This window comes from Amycolatopsis plumensis (assembly GCF_042652605.1).
Taxonomy (GTDB): Bacteria; Actinomycetota; Actinomycetes; order Mycobacteriales; family Pseudonocardiaceae; genus Amycolatopsis; species Amycolatopsis plumensis.
Genome location: NZ_JBHSJY010000001.1, coordinates 1,063,553 through 1,080,987 on the forward strand (window position 1 = coordinate 1,063,553; position 17,435 = coordinate 1,080,987).

At 69.9% G+C, this 17,435-nt stretch carries 14 protein-coding genes and 1 tRNA gene; 7 read left to right on the plus strand and 8 right to left on the minus strand.

Features of this window, described 5'->3' with window-relative positions; all coding sequences use genetic code 11:
* Window positions 1-185 precede the first annotated feature (185 nt).
* From rho to argS, 6 genes are all read right to left on the minus strand, one after another.
* Window positions 186-2,177, minus strand: coding sequence for a transcription termination factor Rho (gene rho / locus ACFPLC_RS05205; protein WP_378188763.1), 1,992 nt, complete (start codon window positions 2,175-2,177; stop codon window positions 186-188).
* A gap of 410 nt (window positions 2,178-2,587) precedes the next feature.
* A complete protein-coding gene (thrB, locus tag ACFPLC_RS05210) occupies window positions 2,588-3,472 on the minus strand; it encodes a homoserine kinase (RefSeq protein ID WP_378188765.1) in 885 nt (294 codons plus the stop codon).
* Window positions 3,469-4,530, minus strand: a complete 1,062-nt coding sequence (gene thrC / locus ACFPLC_RS05215; RefSeq protein WP_378188766.1) for a threonine synthase — start codon at window positions 4,528-4,530, stop codon at window positions 3,469-3,471. Before thrC ends, thrB begins: the two co-directional genes overlap by 4 nt.
* On the minus strand, window positions 4,527-5,840 hold the full coding sequence (locus tag ACFPLC_RS05220) for a homoserine dehydrogenase (protein WP_378188767.1): 1,314 nt from the start codon (window positions 5,838-5,840) through the stop codon (window positions 4,527-4,529). The genes thrC and ACFPLC_RS05220 overlap by 4 nt, the downstream gene beginning before the upstream one ends.
* A gap of 5 nt (window positions 5,841-5,845) precedes the next feature.
* A complete protein-coding gene (lysA, locus tag ACFPLC_RS05225) occupies window positions 5,846-7,276 on the minus strand; it encodes a diaminopimelate decarboxylase (protein WP_378188768.1) in 1,431 nt (476 codons plus the stop codon).
* Between the two features lie 3 nt (window positions 7,277-7,279).
* Entirely contained in the window at window positions 7,280-8,935 is a 1,656-nt protein-coding gene (gene argS / locus ACFPLC_RS05230) for an arginine--tRNA ligase (RefSeq protein WP_378188769.1), read from the minus strand.
* Between the two features lie 196 nt (window positions 8,936-9,131).
* Here argS and ACFPLC_RS05235 point away from each other — a divergent pair, with 196 nt between their 5' ends.
* Window positions 9,132-9,953: a DUF3105 domain-containing protein gene (locus ACFPLC_RS05235; RefSeq protein WP_378188771.1), complete on the plus strand. Its 822-nt coding sequence runs from the start codon at window positions 9,132-9,134 to the stop codon at window positions 9,951-9,953.
* Window positions 9,953-10,663, plus strand: a complete 711-nt coding sequence (locus ACFPLC_RS05240; protein WP_378188772.1) for a DUF305 domain-containing protein — start codon at window positions 9,953-9,955, stop codon at window positions 10,661-10,663. The genes ACFPLC_RS05235 and ACFPLC_RS05240 overlap by 1 nt, the downstream gene beginning before the upstream one ends.
* Here the strand turns inward: ACFPLC_RS05240 and ACFPLC_RS05245 are convergent, their stop codons facing one another.
* Both ACFPLC_RS05245 and ACFPLC_RS05250 read right to left on the minus strand, forming a co-directional pair.
* A complete protein-coding gene (locus tag ACFPLC_RS05245) occupies window positions 10,664-11,584 on the minus strand; it encodes a cation diffusion facilitator family transporter (RefSeq protein WP_378188774.1) in 921 nt (306 codons plus the stop codon).
* Between the two features lie 159 nt (window positions 11,585-11,743).
* Entirely contained in the window at window positions 11,744-12,844 is a 1,101-nt protein-coding gene (locus ACFPLC_RS05250; protein ID WP_378188775.1) for an epoxide hydrolase family protein, read from the minus strand.
* 150 nt (window positions 12,845-12,994) lie between these two features.
* Here ACFPLC_RS05250 and ACFPLC_RS05255 point away from each other — a divergent pair.
* The 5 genes from ACFPLC_RS05255 to ddaH all read left to right on the plus strand — a co-directional run bounded on the left by ACFPLC_RS05255 (window position 12,995) and on the right by ddaH (window position 17,313).
* Window positions 12,995-13,070 (plus strand) — tRNA-Arg (locus tag ACFPLC_RS05255).
* A 1,332-nt stretch (window positions 13,071-14,402) separates the two neighbouring features.
* Window positions 14,403-14,894 carry a hypothetical protein gene (locus ACFPLC_RS05260; protein ID WP_378188776.1) on the plus strand — a complete coding sequence of 164 codons (492 nt, stop codon included), beginning with the start codon at window positions 14,403-14,405 and terminating at the stop codon, window positions 14,892-14,894.
* A gap of 56 nt (window positions 14,895-14,950) precedes the next feature.
* Window positions 14,951-15,283: a hypothetical protein gene (locus tag ACFPLC_RS05265; RefSeq protein WP_378188777.1), complete on the plus strand. Its 333-nt coding sequence runs from the start codon at window positions 14,951-14,953 to the stop codon at window positions 15,281-15,283.
* A gap of 477 nt (window positions 15,284-15,760) precedes the next feature.
* Window positions 15,761-16,513 carry a cyclase family protein gene (locus ACFPLC_RS05270; RefSeq protein WP_378189069.1) on the plus strand — a complete coding sequence of 251 codons (753 nt, stop codon included), beginning with the start codon at window positions 15,761-15,763 and terminating at the stop codon, window positions 16,511-16,513.
* Entirely contained in the window at window positions 16,510-17,313 is an 804-nt protein-coding gene (gene ddaH, locus ACFPLC_RS05275) for a dimethylargininase (RefSeq protein ID WP_378188779.1), read from the plus strand. The genes ACFPLC_RS05270 and ddaH overlap by 4 nt, the downstream gene beginning before the upstream one ends.
* The last annotated feature ends 122 nt before the right edge of the window (window positions 17,314-17,435 follow it).

A 17,435-nucleotide genomic window follows, 5' to 3' on the forward strand; every position in this document is an offset into this window, starting at 1 on the left:
GTCCCCAGTCGTTCCACGGGGTGAACCGGCGCCGGACTTCAGCGGATGATTCTGCCAGACGGGCAGACGTCTACTGGAACGCACCCCGCTGACCAGCTATTCCCTGGTCCATGACGGCCGCCCGGGTCGTGAGTGAGAAACAGTGTTAGAACACTGTTTCTCACTCACGACCGGGCGCGGCGGGGTCAGTCGTCTTCGCCGCCGCCGAGGGCGGTCTTCGAGACCTGCATGAGGAACTCGACGTTGGTCTTGGTCTTGCGGAGCCGCGAGATCAGCAGGTCGATGGCCTGCTGCGAGTCGAGCGCGTGCAGCACCCGGCTGAGCTTCACGGTGACCGCGAGCTCGTCCGGCGAGAGCAGCAGCTCGTCCTTGCGGGTACCGGACGGGTTGACGTCGACCGCCGGGAACACGCGGCGCTCGGCGATCTTCCGGTCGAGCTTGAGCTCGGCGTTGCCGGTGCCCTTGAACTCCTCGAAGATGACCGTGTCCATCGTCGACCCGGTCTCGACCATCGCCGTGGCGAAGATGGTCAGCGAGCCGCCGTTCTCGATGTTGCGGGCCGCACCCAGGAAGCGCTTGGGCGGGTACAGCGCGGTCGAGTCGACACCACCGGACAGGATCCGGCCGGACGCCGGGGCCGCCAGGTTGTACGCGCGGCCGAGGCGGGTGATCGAGTCGAGCAGCACGACGACGTCGTGGCCCATCTCGACCAGGCGCTTGGCCCGCTCGATCGACAGCTCGGCGACCGAGGTGTGGTCGGACGGCGGCCGGTCGAAGGTCGAGGCGATGACCTCGCCCTTCACCGAGCGCTGCATGTCGGTGACCTCTTCCGGACGCTCGTCGACCAGGACGACCATCAGGTGGCACTCGGGGTTGTTCGTGGAGATCGCGTTCGCGATGTCCTGCATGATCGTGGTCTTGCCGGCCTTCGGCGGCGACACGATCAGGGCGCGCTGCCCCTTGCCGACCGGCATGATCAGGTCGATCACACGGGTGGTGAGCTTGTGCGACTCGGTCTCGAGGCGCAGCCGCTCGTTCGGGTACAGCGGGGTCAGCTTGGTGAAGTCGGGACGCCGCTTGGCCTCGTCCGGCTCCAGTCCGTTGATCGAGTCGACGCGCACCAGCGGGTTGAACTTCTGCCGCTGCTGCTCGCCGTCACGCGGCTGGCGCACGACACCGGTGATGGCGTCACCGCGGCGCAGGCCGTACTTGCGGACCAGCGACAGCGAGACGTACACGTCGTTCGGGCCGGCGAGGTAGCCGGAGGTGCGGACGAACGCGTAGTTGTCCAGCACGTCCAGGATGCCCGCGACGGGCAGCAGGACGTCGTCCTCGCGGATCTCGGTGTCCGGCGAGCCGCCTTCGCCCCGGCCGCCACCGCTGCCCCGGCGACGGCGGTCGCGGAAGCGACGGCCGCGACGGCCGCCTTCCTCGTCGTCGTCCTGCTGGGCGCGGTTGTCGCGGTTGTCCTGGCCGCCGCGGTTGCCGTCCTGCTGGTTGTTGCGCTGGCGGTTGTCGCCGCGGTTGCCGTCCTGGCGGTTGTCGCCCCGGTTGTCCCCGCGGTTGCCACCGCCCTGGCGCTGCTGGTCGCGGTTGCGGTCGCCCTGCTGGCGGTCACCCTGACCCTGCTGGCGGTCGCCGCCCTGCTGGCCCTGCTGGCGGTCGCCCTGGCCCTGCTGGCCGTCGGGGGCCCCGGCGGCGCGGTTGGAGCCGCGGCGACGCCGGCTGCGGCCGCCCTCCTCGGGCTGGCCGTCCTGGCCCTGGGAGCCGTCCTGCCGGTCCTGCTGCGGGCGCTCGGCCTGCGGCCGGTCGTCCGACGGCGCGGAGGCGGGCGCCTCGGCCTTCGGCTCCGGCTTGGACTCCGGAGCCGGAGCGGCGGGCGCTTCGGCCTTCGCCTCGGCCTTGGGGGCCTTCGGCGGCTCGCCGACGCCCTCCAGCGGCAGCGTCTCGGCCGCCGCACGCGGCTTGCGCGACTTGCCCTGCCGCTCGCGGATCGCGGCGATCAGGTCGCCCTTGCGCATGCCCGTCGTCTCGCCGACGCCGAGCTCCCCAGCCAGCGAACGCAGTTCGGCGACGGTCTTACCGGTCAGCCCGCCGACCGTCCGCTTGGGAGCGGGGGCGGTGCCGTTCGTCTCGGCCGTGCCGCTCACGTCGCTCAAAAGATCGGTGTTGCTCACACATGTCCTTCCTGACCGATCCACGCCTCCAGGTGGATCAGCGGACTGCCGCTCGCTTCTGATCGCGAACCGGCGTAGTTGCCCCCCGATACGCGAGATGAGCTCTTCGGCCGTGCGGAACACAGCTGGAGCGCCTCCACCACAGGGGTTTGCGTCCTCCAAACGGAGGACACGGAATTCGGCACCGCCGAAACCGGAAACCCGCCCAAGTCGTTCCGCGTTACCCCGCTTGCCAGGCGGTGCGGATTCGGCGGATCGACGACGGATGCGGATCCGGGGATTCCCCGGGACCGGCATCGGGTGCGGAAACGCACGGTGATCGAACGCCCCCGAGGGTAGACCGCGCCGCTGCCGGGTGCAACAACCACCCCCCGCGTGGCGGCTGCCTCGTCGGCCACGTGACCCAGCCTTTACTGAGCTGCAACCTGCACGCCCGTGAGATCCACGGGCAGCTCGAGGACGTCGAAGTCGGTAACGCCGGCTCCGGGGGGAAGTATTCCCGCGGTGGTCAGGGCGAGGACCGTGGGACCGGCGCCGGAAATGGCGGCGGCCACTCCCTGTGCACGGAGCGTCGCCACCAGCTCCGTGCTCGCCGGGTACGCGGGGGCGCGGTAGGGCTGGTGCAGGCGGTCCTCGGTGGCCGTGAGCAGCAGTTCGGGCTTCGCCGTCAGCGCGTGGACGGCGAGCGCGGCCCGGCCGGCGTTGTGGGCGGCGTCGGCGTGCGGCACGGCCGCCGGCAGCAGGCCGCGCGTGGTCGCGGTGGCCGAGCGCACCGACGGCACCGCCACGACCGGCCGGATCGACGGGTGCGGGGTGAGCCGTTCGGCGTGGAACTCCCCGCCGTCGCACCAGGCCAGGACCAGGCCGCCGAGCAGGCTCGCGGCGGCGTTGTCGGCGTGGCCTTCGAACCCGGCGGCCAGCTGCAGCGCGTCGAACGTGTCGATTTCCCGGCCGGCGAGGGCGTACCCGGCGGCCACGCCGGACACCACCGCGGCCGCGGACGAGCCGAGGCCGCGCGCGTGCGGGATCGTGTTGAAGCAGCGCAGGTGCAGGCCGGGGAGCTCGACGCCGAGGTGCTCGCAGGTCTTGCGGATCGCCCGGACCACCAGGTGGGATTCGTCGGTGGGGACGTCCTCGACCTCGCCCGCGCCGGCGTCGATCACCTCGACCTTGAGCCCGGTGTCGGTGACGCGTACCTCGACGACGTCGTAGAGGCTCAGCGCCATCCCGAAGGCGTCGAAGCCCGGCCCGAGGTTCGCCGTGGACGCCGGGACGGTGACCCGGAAGGCGCTCACCGCAGGTCCAGCGCCGCCGCGACGGCCGAGGGGTCCACGGCCAGGGGCTCGACCTCGACGTTGCCCGCCAGCGCCGTCTGGGGGTCCTTCAGCCCGTGGCCGGTGACCGTGCAGACGACCTTCGACCCACGCGGCAGGCGGCCGTCCGCGGCCGTGGCCAGCAGGCCCGCCACGCTGGTGGCCGACGCCGGCTCGACGAACACGCCTTCGCGGCCGGCCAGCAGCCGGTAGGCCTCGAGGATCTTCTCGTCGGTGACGGCTTCGAAGAGCCCGTCCGACTCGTCCTTGGCCTTCACCGCGGCGGTCCAGGACGCCGGGCTGCCGATCCGGATCGCCGTCGCGATCGTGTCCGGGTCGCGCACCGGCTCGCCGTGCACCAGCGGCGCCGCACCGGCCGCCTGGAAGCCGAACATCCGCGGCGTGTTCTTCACCACACCGTCGGCCGCGTACTCCGCATACCCCGCCCAGTAGGCGGTGATGTTGCCGGCGTTGCCGACCGGCAGGCAGTGGATGTCCGGCGCCGTGCCGAGCACGTCGCAGATCTCGAAGGCCGCGGTCTTCTGGCCGGCGATGCGCACCGGGTTCACCGAGTTGACCAGCGTGACCGGGTAGTCGGCAGCGGTCTTGCGGGCCAGCTCGAGGCAGTCGTCGAAGTTGCCGTCGACCTGCAGGATCCGCGCGCCGTGCAGCACGGCCTGGGCGAGCTTGCCCATGGCGATCTTGCCTTGGGGCACCAGGACGGCGCAGGTGAGCCCGGCCCGGGCGGCGTAGGCGGCGGCCGAGGCGGAGGTGTTGCCGGTCGACGCGCAGATCACCGCCTTGAGGCCGCTGGCCAGCGCGTGCGTGATGGCCACGGTCATCCCGCGGTCCTTGAACGAGCCGGTCGGGTTGGCGCCCTCGACCTTGAGGTGGACCTCGCAGCCGGTCAGTTCGGACAGGTGGTGGGCGGGCAGCAGCGGCGTGTTGCCCTCGCCCAGCGTGACGACCCGAGCGCCGTCCGGGACCGGAACGCGGTCCCGATAAGCCTCGATGAGCCCGGGCCAGGGGTGCCTGATCACTGGTCTTCGCCTTCCACCCGCATCACGCTGACAACTTCGTGCACGACGTCGAGCCGCGCGATTTCGTCCACAGTGGACTGCAACGCCGCGTCCGGCGCCTGGTGCGTCACCACGACCAGGCTCGCGCGGTCGCCGACGTCGCTCTGCCGCACCGCCGCGATGCTGACGCCGTGGTCGGCGAACGCCTGCGCCACCTGCGCGAGCACACCGGCGCGATCGGCCACGGAAAGGCTGACGTGGTACCGGGTCGGGGTCTGGCCCATCGGCCGCACCGGCAGGGCCGCGTGCGCGGATTCGCGCGGGCCGCGGCCGGCGACGACCCGGTTGCGGGCCACCGCGACCAGGTCGCCGAGCACCGCGCTCGCCGTGGGCGCGCCGCCCGCGCCCTGGCCGTAGAACATCAGCTCGCCCGCGGCGTCGGCCTCGACGTAGACGGCGTTGAACGCGCCGCCGACGCCGGCCAGCTGGTGGCTGCGCGGGATCATCACCGGGTGCACGCGGGCGGACACCGACTCGACGCCGTCGTCGTCGGTGACCCGCTCGCAGATCGCCAGCAGCTTCACCGTGCGGCCGAGCCCCCTGGCCGCGGCGAGGTCGGCGGCGGTGACGTCGGCGATGCCCTCGCGGTGCACGTCCGACGCCGTCACGCGGGTGTGGAAGGCGAGGGAGGCGAGGATCGCCGCCTTCGACGCGGCGTCGTAGCCGTCGACGTCGGCGGTCGGGTCGGCCTCGGCGTACCCGAGCCGGCTGGCCTCGTCGAGCGTCTCGGCGTAGCCGGCGCCGGTCGAGTCCATCGCCGAGAGGATGTAGTTGGTGGTGCCGTTGACGATGCCCATCACGCGGGTGATCCGGTCACCGGCCAGCGACTCGCGCAGCGGGCGCAGCAGCGGGATGGCCCCGGCGACCGCGGCCTCGAAGTAGAGGTCGGCGCCCGCGGCGTCGGCCGCCTCGAACAGGTCCGCGGAGTGCTCGGCCAGCAGCGCCTTGTTGGCGGTGACGACGGACTTGCCTGCCTTCAGCGCGGCGAGCAGCCAGCCGCGCACCGGCTCGATCCCGCCGACCAGCTCGACCACGACGTCGACGTCGTCGCTGGTCACGAGCTTCTCGGCGTCGGCGGTCAGCAGCTCCGGCGGCAGCTCGGGGTGCTTGTCCGGGCGGCGGACGGCGATGCCGGCCAGCTCGACCGGCGCGCCCGCCCGCGCGGCCAGCTCCGCGGCCTGCTCGGTGAGCAGCCGGGCGACCTCGCTGCCGACGGTGCCGCAGCCGAGCAGGGCGACGCGGATGGCCGGGCGTTCCTCAGGGGCAGCCACTGTGTTCAGACCTCCAGGCGGAGCATGTCGTCGGTCGTCTCCCGCCGCAGCAGCAGCCGCGAGCTGCCGTTGCGCACGGCGACCACGGCCGGGCGGGGCATCCGGTTGTACGTGCTCGCCATCGAGTAGCAGTACGCGCCGGTCGCCGCGACCGCCAGCAGGTCGCCGGGAGCCAGCGTGTCGGGCAGCCAGCAGTCTCGTACGACGATGTCGCCGGACTCACAGTGTTTTCCCACGACCCGGGACAACACGGCCTGCACCGGCTGCTCGTTGTCGCCCGCGGACCGGGAAACGACCCGGACGTCGTACACCGCGTCGTAGAGCGCGGTGCGGATGTTGTCGCTCATCCCGCCGTCGACGCTGACGTACCGCCGCGCCGACTCGTCGCCGAGCGAGACGTCCTTGATGGTGCCGACCTCGTACAGCGTGATCGTGCCGGGCCCGGCGATCGCGCGGCCCGGCTCGCCGGCGATCCGCGGCACCGGCAGGCCCGCGTACGCGCACTCCTTGCGGACGATCTCGCGAATCTGCGTGATCATCTGCGCGGGCGGGGGCGGGTTGTCCTTCTCGGTGTAGGCGATGCCGAAGCCGCCGCCGAGGTCGACCAGGCTCAGCTGGTCGAGCAGCTCGGGGCCGTGCTCCTTGGCCAGGTCGGCGAGCAACCCGACGACGCGGCGGGCGGCGACCTCGAAGCCGTCGGCGTCGAAGATCTGCGAGCCGATGTGGCTGTGCAGGCCGACGAGCTTGAGCGAGCGCGCGTTGAGCACCCGGCGGACCGCCTCCGCGGCGTCACCGCTCGCGAGGGAGAACCCGAACTTCTGGTCCTCGTGGGCGGTCGCGATGAACTCGTGCGTGTGCGCCTCGACGCCGACGGTGACCCGGATCAGCACCGGCTGCACGACGTCGTGGCGGGCGGCGATGTCGGCCAGCCGGGCGATCTCGAAGTAGGAGTCGAGCACGACCGTGCCGACCCCGGCGACGACCGCGGCCTCCAGCTCGGCGGGCGACTTGTTGTTGCCGTGGAAGGTGATCCGCTCGGGCGGGAAGTCCGCGCGCTGCGCCACGGCGAGCTCGCCGCCGCTGCAGACGTCCAGGCTCAGGCCCTGCTCGGCCACCCAGCGGGCGATCTCGATGGAGAGGAACGCCTTGGACGCGTAGTGCACGAGCGACGGGTCGTCGAAGGCCTCGGCGTAGTCCGCGCAGCGGGACTTGAAGTCGGCTTCGTCGACGACGAACAGCGGCGTGCCGTGCTGCTCGGCGAGCTCGCGGACGTCGACGCCGGCGATCCGGACGACGCCGTCGGGGGCGCGGAAGGTGTTGCGCGGCCACACCTTCGCGGGCAGCTTGTCGAGCTCCTCGACCCCGGACGGCTGCAGCCCGGAGGTGTCGGCGTGGGGGTAGACGTCGGCGTGCCTGGGGCCCGCGGGGTGCGCCATTTCTTACATCCGTTCCGGAGCGGTGACGCCGAGCAGCGTGAGGCCGTTGGCCAGCACCTGGCGGGCGGCCTGGTACATCGCGAGCCGCGCGTACGTCAGCGGGGTCGCCTCTTCGTCGCCCATCGGCAGCACGCGGCTCGAGTTGTAGGACTTGTGGAAGGCGCCCGCGAGTTCTTCGAGGTAACGCGCGATCCGGTGCGGCTCCCGCATTTCGGCGGCGCGGCGCACGGTTTCCGGGAACTCGCCGATGGTGCGGATCAGGTCGCCCTCGGCGGAGGAGGTCAGGAGTCCGAAATCGACGTCCACATCGGACTTGAGGCCGAGGTCGCCTGCCGCCCGCTCGATCGAGCGGATGCGCGAGTGGGCGTACTGGACGTAGTAGACCGGGTTGTCGTTGGAGTGCTTGCGCAGCAGGTCCAGGTCGACGTCCAAAGTGGAGTCCACCGAGTACCGGATCAGCTCGTAGCGGGCCGGGTCGACGCCGACGGCCTCGACCAGGTCCTCCATGGTGATCACGGTGCCGGCGCGCTTGGACATCCGCACCGGCTTGCCCTCGCTGACCAGGTTGACCATCTGGCCGATCAGCACCTCGACCGTGCCCGGGTCGTCGCCGAACGCGGCGGCCGCGGCCTTCAGGCGCGCGATGTAGCCGTGGTGGTCCGCGCCGAGCATGTAGATGCACAGGTCGAAGCCGCGGTTGCGCTTGTCCTTGAAGTAGGCCAGGTCGCCGGCGATGTAGGCCGGGTTGCCGTCCTGTTTGATGACGACGCGGTCCTTGTCGTCGCCGTACTCCTTCGACTTCAGCCACCAGGCGCCGTCTTCGAAGTAGAGGTTTCCGGAGTCCTTGAGCTCCTGGACGGCCGCGTCGACCGCGCCGGACTTGTGCAGCGAGTCCTCGTGGAAGTAGACGTCGAAGTCGGTGCCGAACTCGTGCAGGCTCTGCTTGATCTCCGAGAACATCAGCTCGATGCCGATCCGGCGGAACGTCTCGTGGCGCTGCTCTTCGGGCAGCGAGAGCGCGCTCGGCTCGGCCTTGATGACCTCGGCGGCGATGTCGTTGATGTAGCCGCCCGCGTAGCCGTCCTCCGGCGCGGGCTCGCCCTTCGCGGCGGCGATCAGCGACCGGACGAACCGGTCGATCTGGGCGCCGGCGTCGTTGAAGTAGTACTCGCGGGTGACGTCGCCGCCCTGCGCGGCCAGCACGCGGCCCAGCGCGTCGCCGACCGCGGCCCAGCGGGTGCCGCCGAGGTGGATCGGGCCGGTCGGGTTCGCCGAGACGAACTCGAGGTTGATCCGGGTGCCGGCCAGCGCGTCGCCGCGGCCGTACGCGGCGCCGGCGTCGAGCACCTGGCGCACGATGTCGCCCTGGGCGGCCGCGGCGAGCCGGAAGTTGAGGAAGCCGGGGCCGGCGACCTCGGCCGAGGCGACACCGTCGTCCGCCGAGACCGCTTCGGCGAGCGCCTCGGCGAACTCGCGCGGCTTGAGGCCGGCCTTCTTGGCCACCTGGAGGGCGAGGTTCGTCGCGTAATCGCCGTGTTCGGGGTTGCGCGGGCGTTCGATGGTCACCTGCTCCGGCAGCACGGCGTCGTCGATGCCGCGTGCGGCGAGCACCTGCACGGCGGAGCTGCGGACCAGGTCGGCGAGAGCGGCGGGAGTCACTTGCCGAATTCTAGGTGTGCCCTGGTCCGGCGCTTGCATCGGTCTCGGACACGTCACGATGGGCATCCATGTGAGGCGTTAACGGTGATCAGACGGGCTGTCTCTACACTGGCCCGGGCGGGAATCCGTCCGCAGCCACCAGAGGGAGAACGCGGGAGCCATGGCGAACGGGACAACTCGGAAAAAGGGGTCGGCGGTGAAGGCGGCCCGCGGTTCCGTGGTGAGCAAGAAGGGCACGCCGTGGGGCACGATCATCGCCGTCGTCGCCATCGTGGCGCTGGCGGCTTCGGTGATCGTCTACTACATGGTGCAGTCCGCGCCGAAGCGTGAGCAGGAAGACCGCGAGGCCGCCGCCGCGTCCTTCGCGCCGAGCGCGCAGGACCCCGACCCCTCGAAGCGCATCCCCGGCGTGGTGACCGCGACCTACACGGGCAGCGTCCACGTCCTCCCGACCGAGCGCGTCAACTACGACAAGACCCCGCCGTTCGGCGGCCCGCACGACCAGACGTGGGCCACCTGCACCGGCACCGTGTACCCGACCGCCGTCCGCACCGAGAACATGGTGCACGCGCTGGAGCACGGCGCCGTCTGGATCGCCTACAACCCGCAGCAGATCACGGGCGACGCGCTGAACCTGCTGAGCGTCCGCGCCAAGGGCAAGCCGTACACGATGATGTCGCCGTACCCGGGCCTGGACAAGCCGATCTCGCTGCAGTCGTGGGGCCACCAGCTGAAGCTGGACGACGCCAACGACCCGCGGATCGACGAGTTCATCGCGGCCCTGCGGAGCAACCCGAACGGCGTCTACCCCGAGGTCGGCGCGTCCTGCGACGCGGTGCCGGGCCAGTTCGACCCGGACAACCCGCCGCCGTTCGACCCGTCGAAGCCGGGCCCCGACGCGAAGCCGATGGACTACAAGGGCAGCACCGCCGCGCAGGGCGAGAACGGCATGCCGGCGTCCTCCGCCCCGGCGTCCGCTCCGGCCTCCGCCCCCGCTTCCCCCACGCCGACCAAGTGATGTCCGAAGCCGACCTCGAAACCGATGAGGTCACCGAGCAGCCGACCTGGTCGCGCTGGGTGATCATCGGCGGGACGCTGCTGGCGGTCCTGCTGATCGGTGCGACGGCGGGGATGTTCCTCACCCGCGCCGTCGACGACCCGGCGGCGGCCACCCCGGCCGCCGGCTCGGTCGAGGTCGGCTTCGCCCAGGACATGTCGACGCACCACCTCCAGGCGGTGACGATGGCGGGCATCGCCCGCGACCGCACCACCGACCCGGAGATCAAGCAGCTTTCGTTCGACATCGAGCGAACGCAGCTCGAGCAGGTCGGCCGCATGAAGGGCTGGCTCATGCTGTGGGACCGGCCCGAGCAGCCGGTCGGCGCCCCGATGCAGTGGATGACGGAGCCGATGACGGGCCACGACGGGATGTCGATGGCGCCGTCGTCGGTCGACCCGGCCGGGGGCCCGCTGATGCCGGGCATGGCGACGGACGCGGACCTCAAGAAGCTGCGTTCGCTGTCGGGCCGCGAGTTCGACGTCTTCTTCCTGCAGCTGATGCTGCGTCACCACGAGGGCGGGACGTCGATGGCCCAGTACGCGGCGGCGCATTCGGCGCTGCCGGCGTTGAAGGCGCTGGTGACCAGCATCCTGACGTCGCAGGGTGCGGAGATGGACCAGATCAAGCTGATGCTCGCGGGCCGGGGCGCGCAGCCGCTGCCGGCGTAGCTACCAGCTGAGTTCCTGGCAGCGGCGCGCGCACTGCGGCGCCTCGACCTGCAGCGTCGCGTGCTCGATCGCGTACCGCGAAGACAGCAGGTTCTGCGCCTCCGTCAGTACGTCCGACTGCCGCGCCGGCGGCGCCAGCGTCAGGTGCGCCGAAGCCACCTCCATGCCGGAGGTCAGCGTCCACACGTGCAGGTCGTGCACGTCCGCCACGCCCGGCAGCGCGGCCAGCTCCGCGTTGATCGCGCCGACGTCGACCCCCTGGGGCGCGTGCTGGAACAGGATGCGCAGGGCCCGGCGGGCCAGCGTCCACGTGCGGGGCAGCACCCACAGCCCGATCGCGACACCGATGATCGGGTCGGCGTAGCGCCAGCCCGTCAGCAGCGTCACCGCGCCGCTGACCAGGACGCCGACCGAGCCGATCAGGTCGGCCAGGACCTCGAGGTACGCGCCGCGGACGTTGAGGCTTTCCTTCGCGCCCGCGCGCAGGACCGCGAACGACACCAGGTTGGCCACCAGGCCGGCCGCCGCGGCCAGCAGGACCGGGAGACCGGGGACCGCCGGCGGGTCGCCGATGCGGCCGATGGCCTCGATGAGGACGTACCCCGCGACGCCGAACAGCAGGAGCGCGTTGGCCAGCGCCGCCAGGACCTCCGCGCGGTAGAGCCCGAACGTGCGGCCGACCGTCGGGCCGCTGCGCCGCGCCAGGATGATCGCGGCCAGCGCCATGCCGACGCCGAGGACGTCGGTGAACATGTGCGCCGCGTCCGACATCAGGGCCAGTGAGCCGGTGGCCAGGCTGACGGCGAACTCGAGCACCATGAAGCCGGCGCCGATGCCCAGGGCGATGGCCAGCGCCCGCACGTGGCGGCCCGACGCGCTCGCCGGAGCGATCGCGTGCCCGTGGCCGTGTCCCTGACCCATTCCGCCTCCGTTCCCGGTTCACCGTCGGCTCAAACATATAGTCGGATGCGCATATGAGCACCAGAGGGGAGCCTAAGATCACTCACCGGCAAGCTACCCCGCCCGGCGGTGTCACCCAATCCACCAGGCGGGGTTTCCCGCCAGGCGGACTCGTCACGCTCAGCGCACCAGCCGGAAGAACCCGCGCACCTGCTCGACGAACAGCCCGGGTTGCTCCAGCGCGGCGAAGTGCCCGCCTGCGGGCAGCTCCTCGAACCAGCGCAGGTCGGTGTAGCGCTGCTCGGCCTGCCGCCGTGACGGCCGCACGATCTCCTTGGGGAACACCGAGACGCCGGCCGGAACATCCACAGTGGACAGGTCGCGGTCGTTGTTCTCCCAGTACATCCGGGCGGAGGAGGCCGCGGTCGCGGTGAACCAGTAGACGGAGATCGCGTCCAGGATCCGCTGCCGGTCGACGGCGTCCTCCGGGCGGCCCCGGTGGTCGGTCCAGGCCCAGAACTTCTCGGCGATCCAGGCGGCCTGGCCGGCGGGCGAGTCGGTGAGGCCGTAGCCGAGCGTCTGCGGGCGCGTGCCCTGCTGGGCGGAGTAGCCGCTGCCGCTGCGCCGGAACTCCTGGAGGTCCTCCAGTGCCTGCCGCTCCCCCGGCGTCGGGTCGGCGGTGTCCATCCGCACGGGCGCGAAGTTGACGTGCACGCCGGCCACGTGCCCGGACCGCGCCAAGGCGTTCGTGACGGCGGCACCCCAGTCGCCGCCCTGTGCGCCGTAGCGGTGGTAGCCGAGCGACGTCATGAGCGCGTCCCACAGCTCGGCGACCCGCCCGATCTTCAGCGCGGGCTTGTCACTCCACCCGAACCCGGGCAGCGACGGCGCGACGACGTGGAAGGCATCGGCGGGATCACCCCCGTGCTTCGCGGGATCGGTGAGCGGCCCGAGGACGTCGAGGAATTCGAGCACGGACCCGGGCCACCCGTGCGTGAGTACGAGCGGCAGCGCCTCGGCCACCGGCGACCGGACGTGCAGGAAGTGCAGCCCCACCCCGTCGACGGTGGCCCGGAACTGCGGGAAGGCGTTCAGCCGGCGGGCGAACCCGAAGTCGTATTCTTCGGCCCAGTCCCGGCAGAGCTCGCGCACGTAGGCGAGCGGAACACCCTGCGACCAGTCGTCGACGGTCTCGGCCTCGGGCCACCGCGTCCCCCGCAACCGCTCCCGCAGATCGGCGATGTCCCCTTCGTCGAGAGGTACCTGGAACGGCTCGGCCATCACGGCTCCTTCAGGTGGGCTTCCCACGCTAGCGACGTCCGCCCGAATCGATCAACTTCGCGGCCCTGACCAGGGCGATTGTTCGTGCGACCACCTGCGGGAAGGGGGTGGTGGGGCATGCGCTAAGCTTTCGGAGTCGCCCAGCGATGGGCCCTCGTAGCTCAGGGGATAGAGCACTGCCCTCCGGAGGCAGGTGTCGCAGGTTCGAATCCTGCCGAGGGCACCATTTTGAACAACGGCCAGGCGGCCCCTACCAGCGAAAACGCGGTAGGGGCCGATTCATGTCCTACCCGGCGGACCACGGCGGGCTGCGGCCGAATCCGGGGGCCAGCGACCAATGTACGGCCAAACACTCACCGGCCCGAGCCCAGTGCCGTCTCCACCTGCCGCAGCGCGGCCTACTCCCCTCCATCGAGGAAGCTGGTGTAAACCTCCAGCAGGATGGCGATCGACTGGCCGGCTCACTGCCCGACCGTCGCAGCCGGGACACCAGCAGCCAGCCACGTGCTCACCGCGGCATGCCGGAGCTCGTAAGGCCGGGCGGCGAGCGGACCCCGCGAGACATGGGGCGTGAACGTCGCCTCCCGGGCCGCGCGGAACACCTTTGGTGTACGTGACTTTGGAGAACCCGCGCTCACCGACGAACAGGCGATGGCAGTCAACTCCGGCGGACACAGCACCTCCCGCACCTCTCCCGCGGCTCGCGACTTCAAACGGCCGGTTCTCTCCCGCCGTGCCGGAGTCGAGGTTCTTTTGAGAGGCCGGCAGCGTCAGCTGCTCCTTGTGGAGGTTTGTCGCCTCCTTCAGACGGAGCGCGGCGAAGTACGTCGGCGCAAAGACTTCTGTGTTCAGGTACCCGACTCACGACGCACTCGCATGAAAAGTCAGGGCCAATGATCGCACGTGGCGGAAATCAAGGTCGGAGCGAAACGAGTAGCACAGAGTGAGATGAGTCGCGTATCGGGAGCCTAGGCCACGGAATGCACCGAATTCCGCGACCAGAGAGCGTCGTACACGGTCGAAAGCAGCGGCGTTGACAGTTGGACCCGCGCGGCGAAGCTGGTGCCTGGCAACATGATCTTACATGACTACGATCGATCACCCGGTCGGCGGTAGGCGACAGTCAAGGTTAATCGCTAACTTGTTAGTGATTAACCTTTTCAAGCTTAAGTGATTATTGGCGGCAACTGCACAACCACATAGAAGTGAGCATTCAATTCGGGGAGGAATCATGAAAGCTCGAAGACTTATTGCTACCACTTCTACATTGATTGCCATCTGCACAATATTGGGAACCGGTGTCGCCGGCGCGGATGAACGACTTGTCGCAGGCCGCCACTCGACGTTACATAACGTCTTTTTAACTGGCCCCTCGGGACTCCAATCATCTCAGTGCGCCCCGCCTATGCGGCAACACAACGACGTCGGGACGTGCGGTAGCACTCCGGTCGACACCCCTCAGCCGTTCGACGAAAAATCCCCGCAGAAAGACCCACCCGGAGTGCGGAGCTCCTGGTGCTATCCCGGCAACGTTAGTCATGGGCACGCTTGCTGGTACGTGATCGACGACTTCACTGGCTACTTCGAAATGGAAAGTGACGTCACAATCAGTGGTGAACTAATTGGCCGAGTCACATACTCGACTGAATGGACAATCACGGGAAATAACTTCAGGTCCAAGCCGGTAGCCTTCAATGCAACCTTTGATACACAAGACGTTGTACTTGAAGGACTCTTGTTCGATTCATGCGGCGGACAGGAAGGCAGCAGCATAGACAGCACTCACGGCATTTACACGGTCGGCAGTTTGCCCGCCAACACCCCAGCGTTCTGGGATCCCAATGGGTACAATAGCTATTGGCAAGGCGGCGCTTGCAAATCGCAGGCGAATCAGTTCAGTTTCGTGATACCTGAATATCCTGATACGACCGTGTGGCTAATAGAGCGGAGTCCTGCCGCCTACAGTCCGGACCCGGCTACCGATCCCTTGTACCGTTTCCGGACCGCACTGCCTGCCGACCTGCCGTCAACCCCACTGCGCGGGGACTGACACGCAACACCGTCATTCCGCACTACTACCTGCCGACGCGGCTATACACTTGGGACATGACCGAGGCGGACCGGCCCAAGCAGGCGTTTTTCGGTTTTCAGTCTGAAGACTCCTCCCGGCCTGCCTGGCCGAGACCGGGCAGGCCGGAGAGTAGGCTGCCAACTCTTGAGCCCGGCACAGGATGCGTCACCATTATCCCACCAGGTAACCGTCGCCGCTGGTCAGCTGCGTGGGCAGCTGACCAGACTGCCGAGCACGTCGACTGGTTCGACGCAGAGACGTTCCGCGCGGTCGCTATATGGGCGACGTCGAAGGCTCCCGTGATCTACCTCCGAGAAAGTACCGGTGAACTGACGCACCTGCCCCTTCCTCTCGTCGATCTGGACTAGCGTCCGCCAGCGGCCCATGAGCTGATGGCCGAGTACGCCCCGGAGCGCGATAGTCTCGGGTGTCGAGGCGCGCATCCGTGGGGTGTCCCCGGTGGGCTCCGACAAGCCCTGAGATCTCTGTACGCAGATGAAGATGACCACGCTGACGTGTTTGCCGTCCTCAGCGCCCTGACCAGGAGCGGGGTGTGACAGGAGGACGGTGCCGAAGGTGTCACACCTGTCGCTTTGTCCCTCTACCCGCTCTGGGCTGGGGGTTTAACCGGCCCCTACCAGCGAGACCGCGGTAGGGGCCGATTCGCGTCCACCGACGGCGTCCCCTCCGCAGCCCTGCCTGCAAACGAGTTCCGGATGGCACGACTGGAGCAAGGCTTCGACCGGAAAAGTAACGGAATCGGACCGCCTCTCACACCAACCGGTTGACCTCGTGACACCCCGTGGACGCGGAATGTCCGCCCGCTCATCCTGAACAGCGTGTCAATGGGGCCGGAGACGTCACGGATCGTCGACCTGACGCACGCGTTCGGCCCCGGTGTCGCGGGCTCCGAGGAGTTCGCCGGGGAGCGGCGGGAGCAGGCGCTCAGCCTTCGGCGGGACGGGTTCGACCTGCAGCGGCACAGCCTGCCGGGGGCCTGGGCGACCCACGTGGACGCCCCCGCGCACATGCGGGCGGGTGGGCGCACCGTGGACCAGTTGCGGCCGGACGAACTGGTTCTGCCCTTGGTGGTCATCGACCTGTCCGCCGAAGTGGCCCGTGATCCCGGTACCTGCCTGGACGTTCCGCACATCCTGGACTGGGAACAGCGGTACGGCCGGGTGCCGCGAAACGCCTTCGTGGCTTTCCGGTCGGACTGGTCGCACCGGTGGCCGAGCCAGGACGCGATGCGCGGCTGTGAGCCCGATGGCCGGGTGCGGTCGCCGGGGTGGACCGTGGCCGCGATCGATTTCCTGGTGGGGCAGCGGGACACCACGGCCTTCGGCCACGAGACGATCGACACCGATCCGGGCCACCGGGTCACCTCCGACGCCGATGGCTCGAACGCCGAGGAGATCGCCGCCCGGCAACACCCGGCGGAAGCCCGGATCTTCGCGCACGACCGCTACCAGGTGGAGATGCTGGCGGCCCTGTCCGAAGTCCCGCCGCTCGGGGCCACGGTGGTCGTCGGCGTCGGCAAGGCCCGCGGCGCCACCGCGTTCCCCGCCCGCGTTCTCGCGTTGGTGCCCGGCGCATGAGCCGGCACTACCTGATGTGCGCTCCGGTCCACTTCGACGTGACCGAGAAGAGCAATCCCTGGATGCGGCCGGACCACGTGGTCGACCGGGAGCGCGCGCTGTCGCAGTGGCACACGCTGGTGGAGGTCTACGAGCGCCTCGGGCACCGGGTGAGCCTGCTGGATCCGGTGCCGGGCCTGCCGGACATGGTGTTCACCGCCAACGGCGCCGTCGTGGTCGGCGGCCGGGCGTTCGTGGCGCGGTTCCGCAGCGCCACCAGGCGACCCGAGTCCGCGGCGCACCAGCGGTGGCTGGAGTCGACCGGCGGCTACGACGTCGCGATGTCCGAGGGGATCGGGGAGGGAGAGGGCGACTTCCTCTTCACCGGACGGCACGTCCTGGCGGGCACCGGCTTCCGCACGGACCACGCCACGCACCTGGAGGCGCAGGAGTTCCTCGGCTACCCGGTGATCTCCCTGCGGTTGGCCGACGAGTGCTTCTACCACCTGGACACCGCCCTGCTGCCGCTCGACGCCGACACCATCGCCTACTACCCCGGCGCGTTTTCGGCGGGCAGCAGGCGTCTGCTCGAGCGCCTGTACCCCGACGCCCTGCTCGCCACCGCCGAGGACGCCGGACACTTCGGCCTCAACGCGATCTCCGACGGCCACCACGTCGTCCTCCCTTCCGACAGCACCCGCTTCGCCGACCACCTGCGCGACCGGGGCTATGAGCCGATCCCCGTCGACCTCTCCGAGTTCCGGGCCTCCGGCGGCGGCCCCAAGTGCTGCACCCTGGAACTGCGCCCGGCGGCTGAATAGCGGGGAGACCTCGGGCCGAGGTTTCACTCTTCCGGGTGACGGGTATGGGTCTCTGCAGCGACCCAAGAGCACAGAAGAAGGCGCAACGCCAGGGTCAGGCGCGCCTCGAACGGTTCAGCCCA

Coding starts and splice junctions, on each gene's coding strand:
- ACFPLC_RS05250 (WP_378188775.1), bottom strand. CDS start 12,844: ATGGCCGAGCCGTTCCAGGTACCTCTCGACGAAGGGGACATCGCCGAT.
- ACFPLC_RS05265 (WP_378188777.1), top strand. CDS start 14,951: ATGACCGAGGCGGACCGGCCCAAGCAGGCGTTTTTCGGTTTTCAGTCT.
- ddaH (WP_378188779.1), top strand. CDS start 16,510: ATGAGCCGGCACTACCTGATGTGCGCTCCGGTCCACTTCGACGTGACC.
- lysA (WP_378188768.1), bottom strand. CDS start 7,276: ATGGCGCACCCCGCGGGCCCCAGGCACGCCGACGTCTACCCCCACGCC.
- ACFPLC_RS05270 (WP_378189069.1), top strand. CDS start 15,761: ATGGGGCCGGAGACGTCACGGATCGTCGACCTGACGCACGCGTTCGGC.
- ACFPLC_RS05240 (WP_378188772.1), top strand. CDS start 9,953: ATGTCCGAAGCCGACCTCGAAACCGATGAGGTCACCGAGCAGCCGACC.
- ACFPLC_RS05245 (WP_378188774.1), bottom strand. CDS start 11,584: ATGGGTCAGGGACACGGCCACGGGCACGCGATCGCTCCGGCGAGCGCG.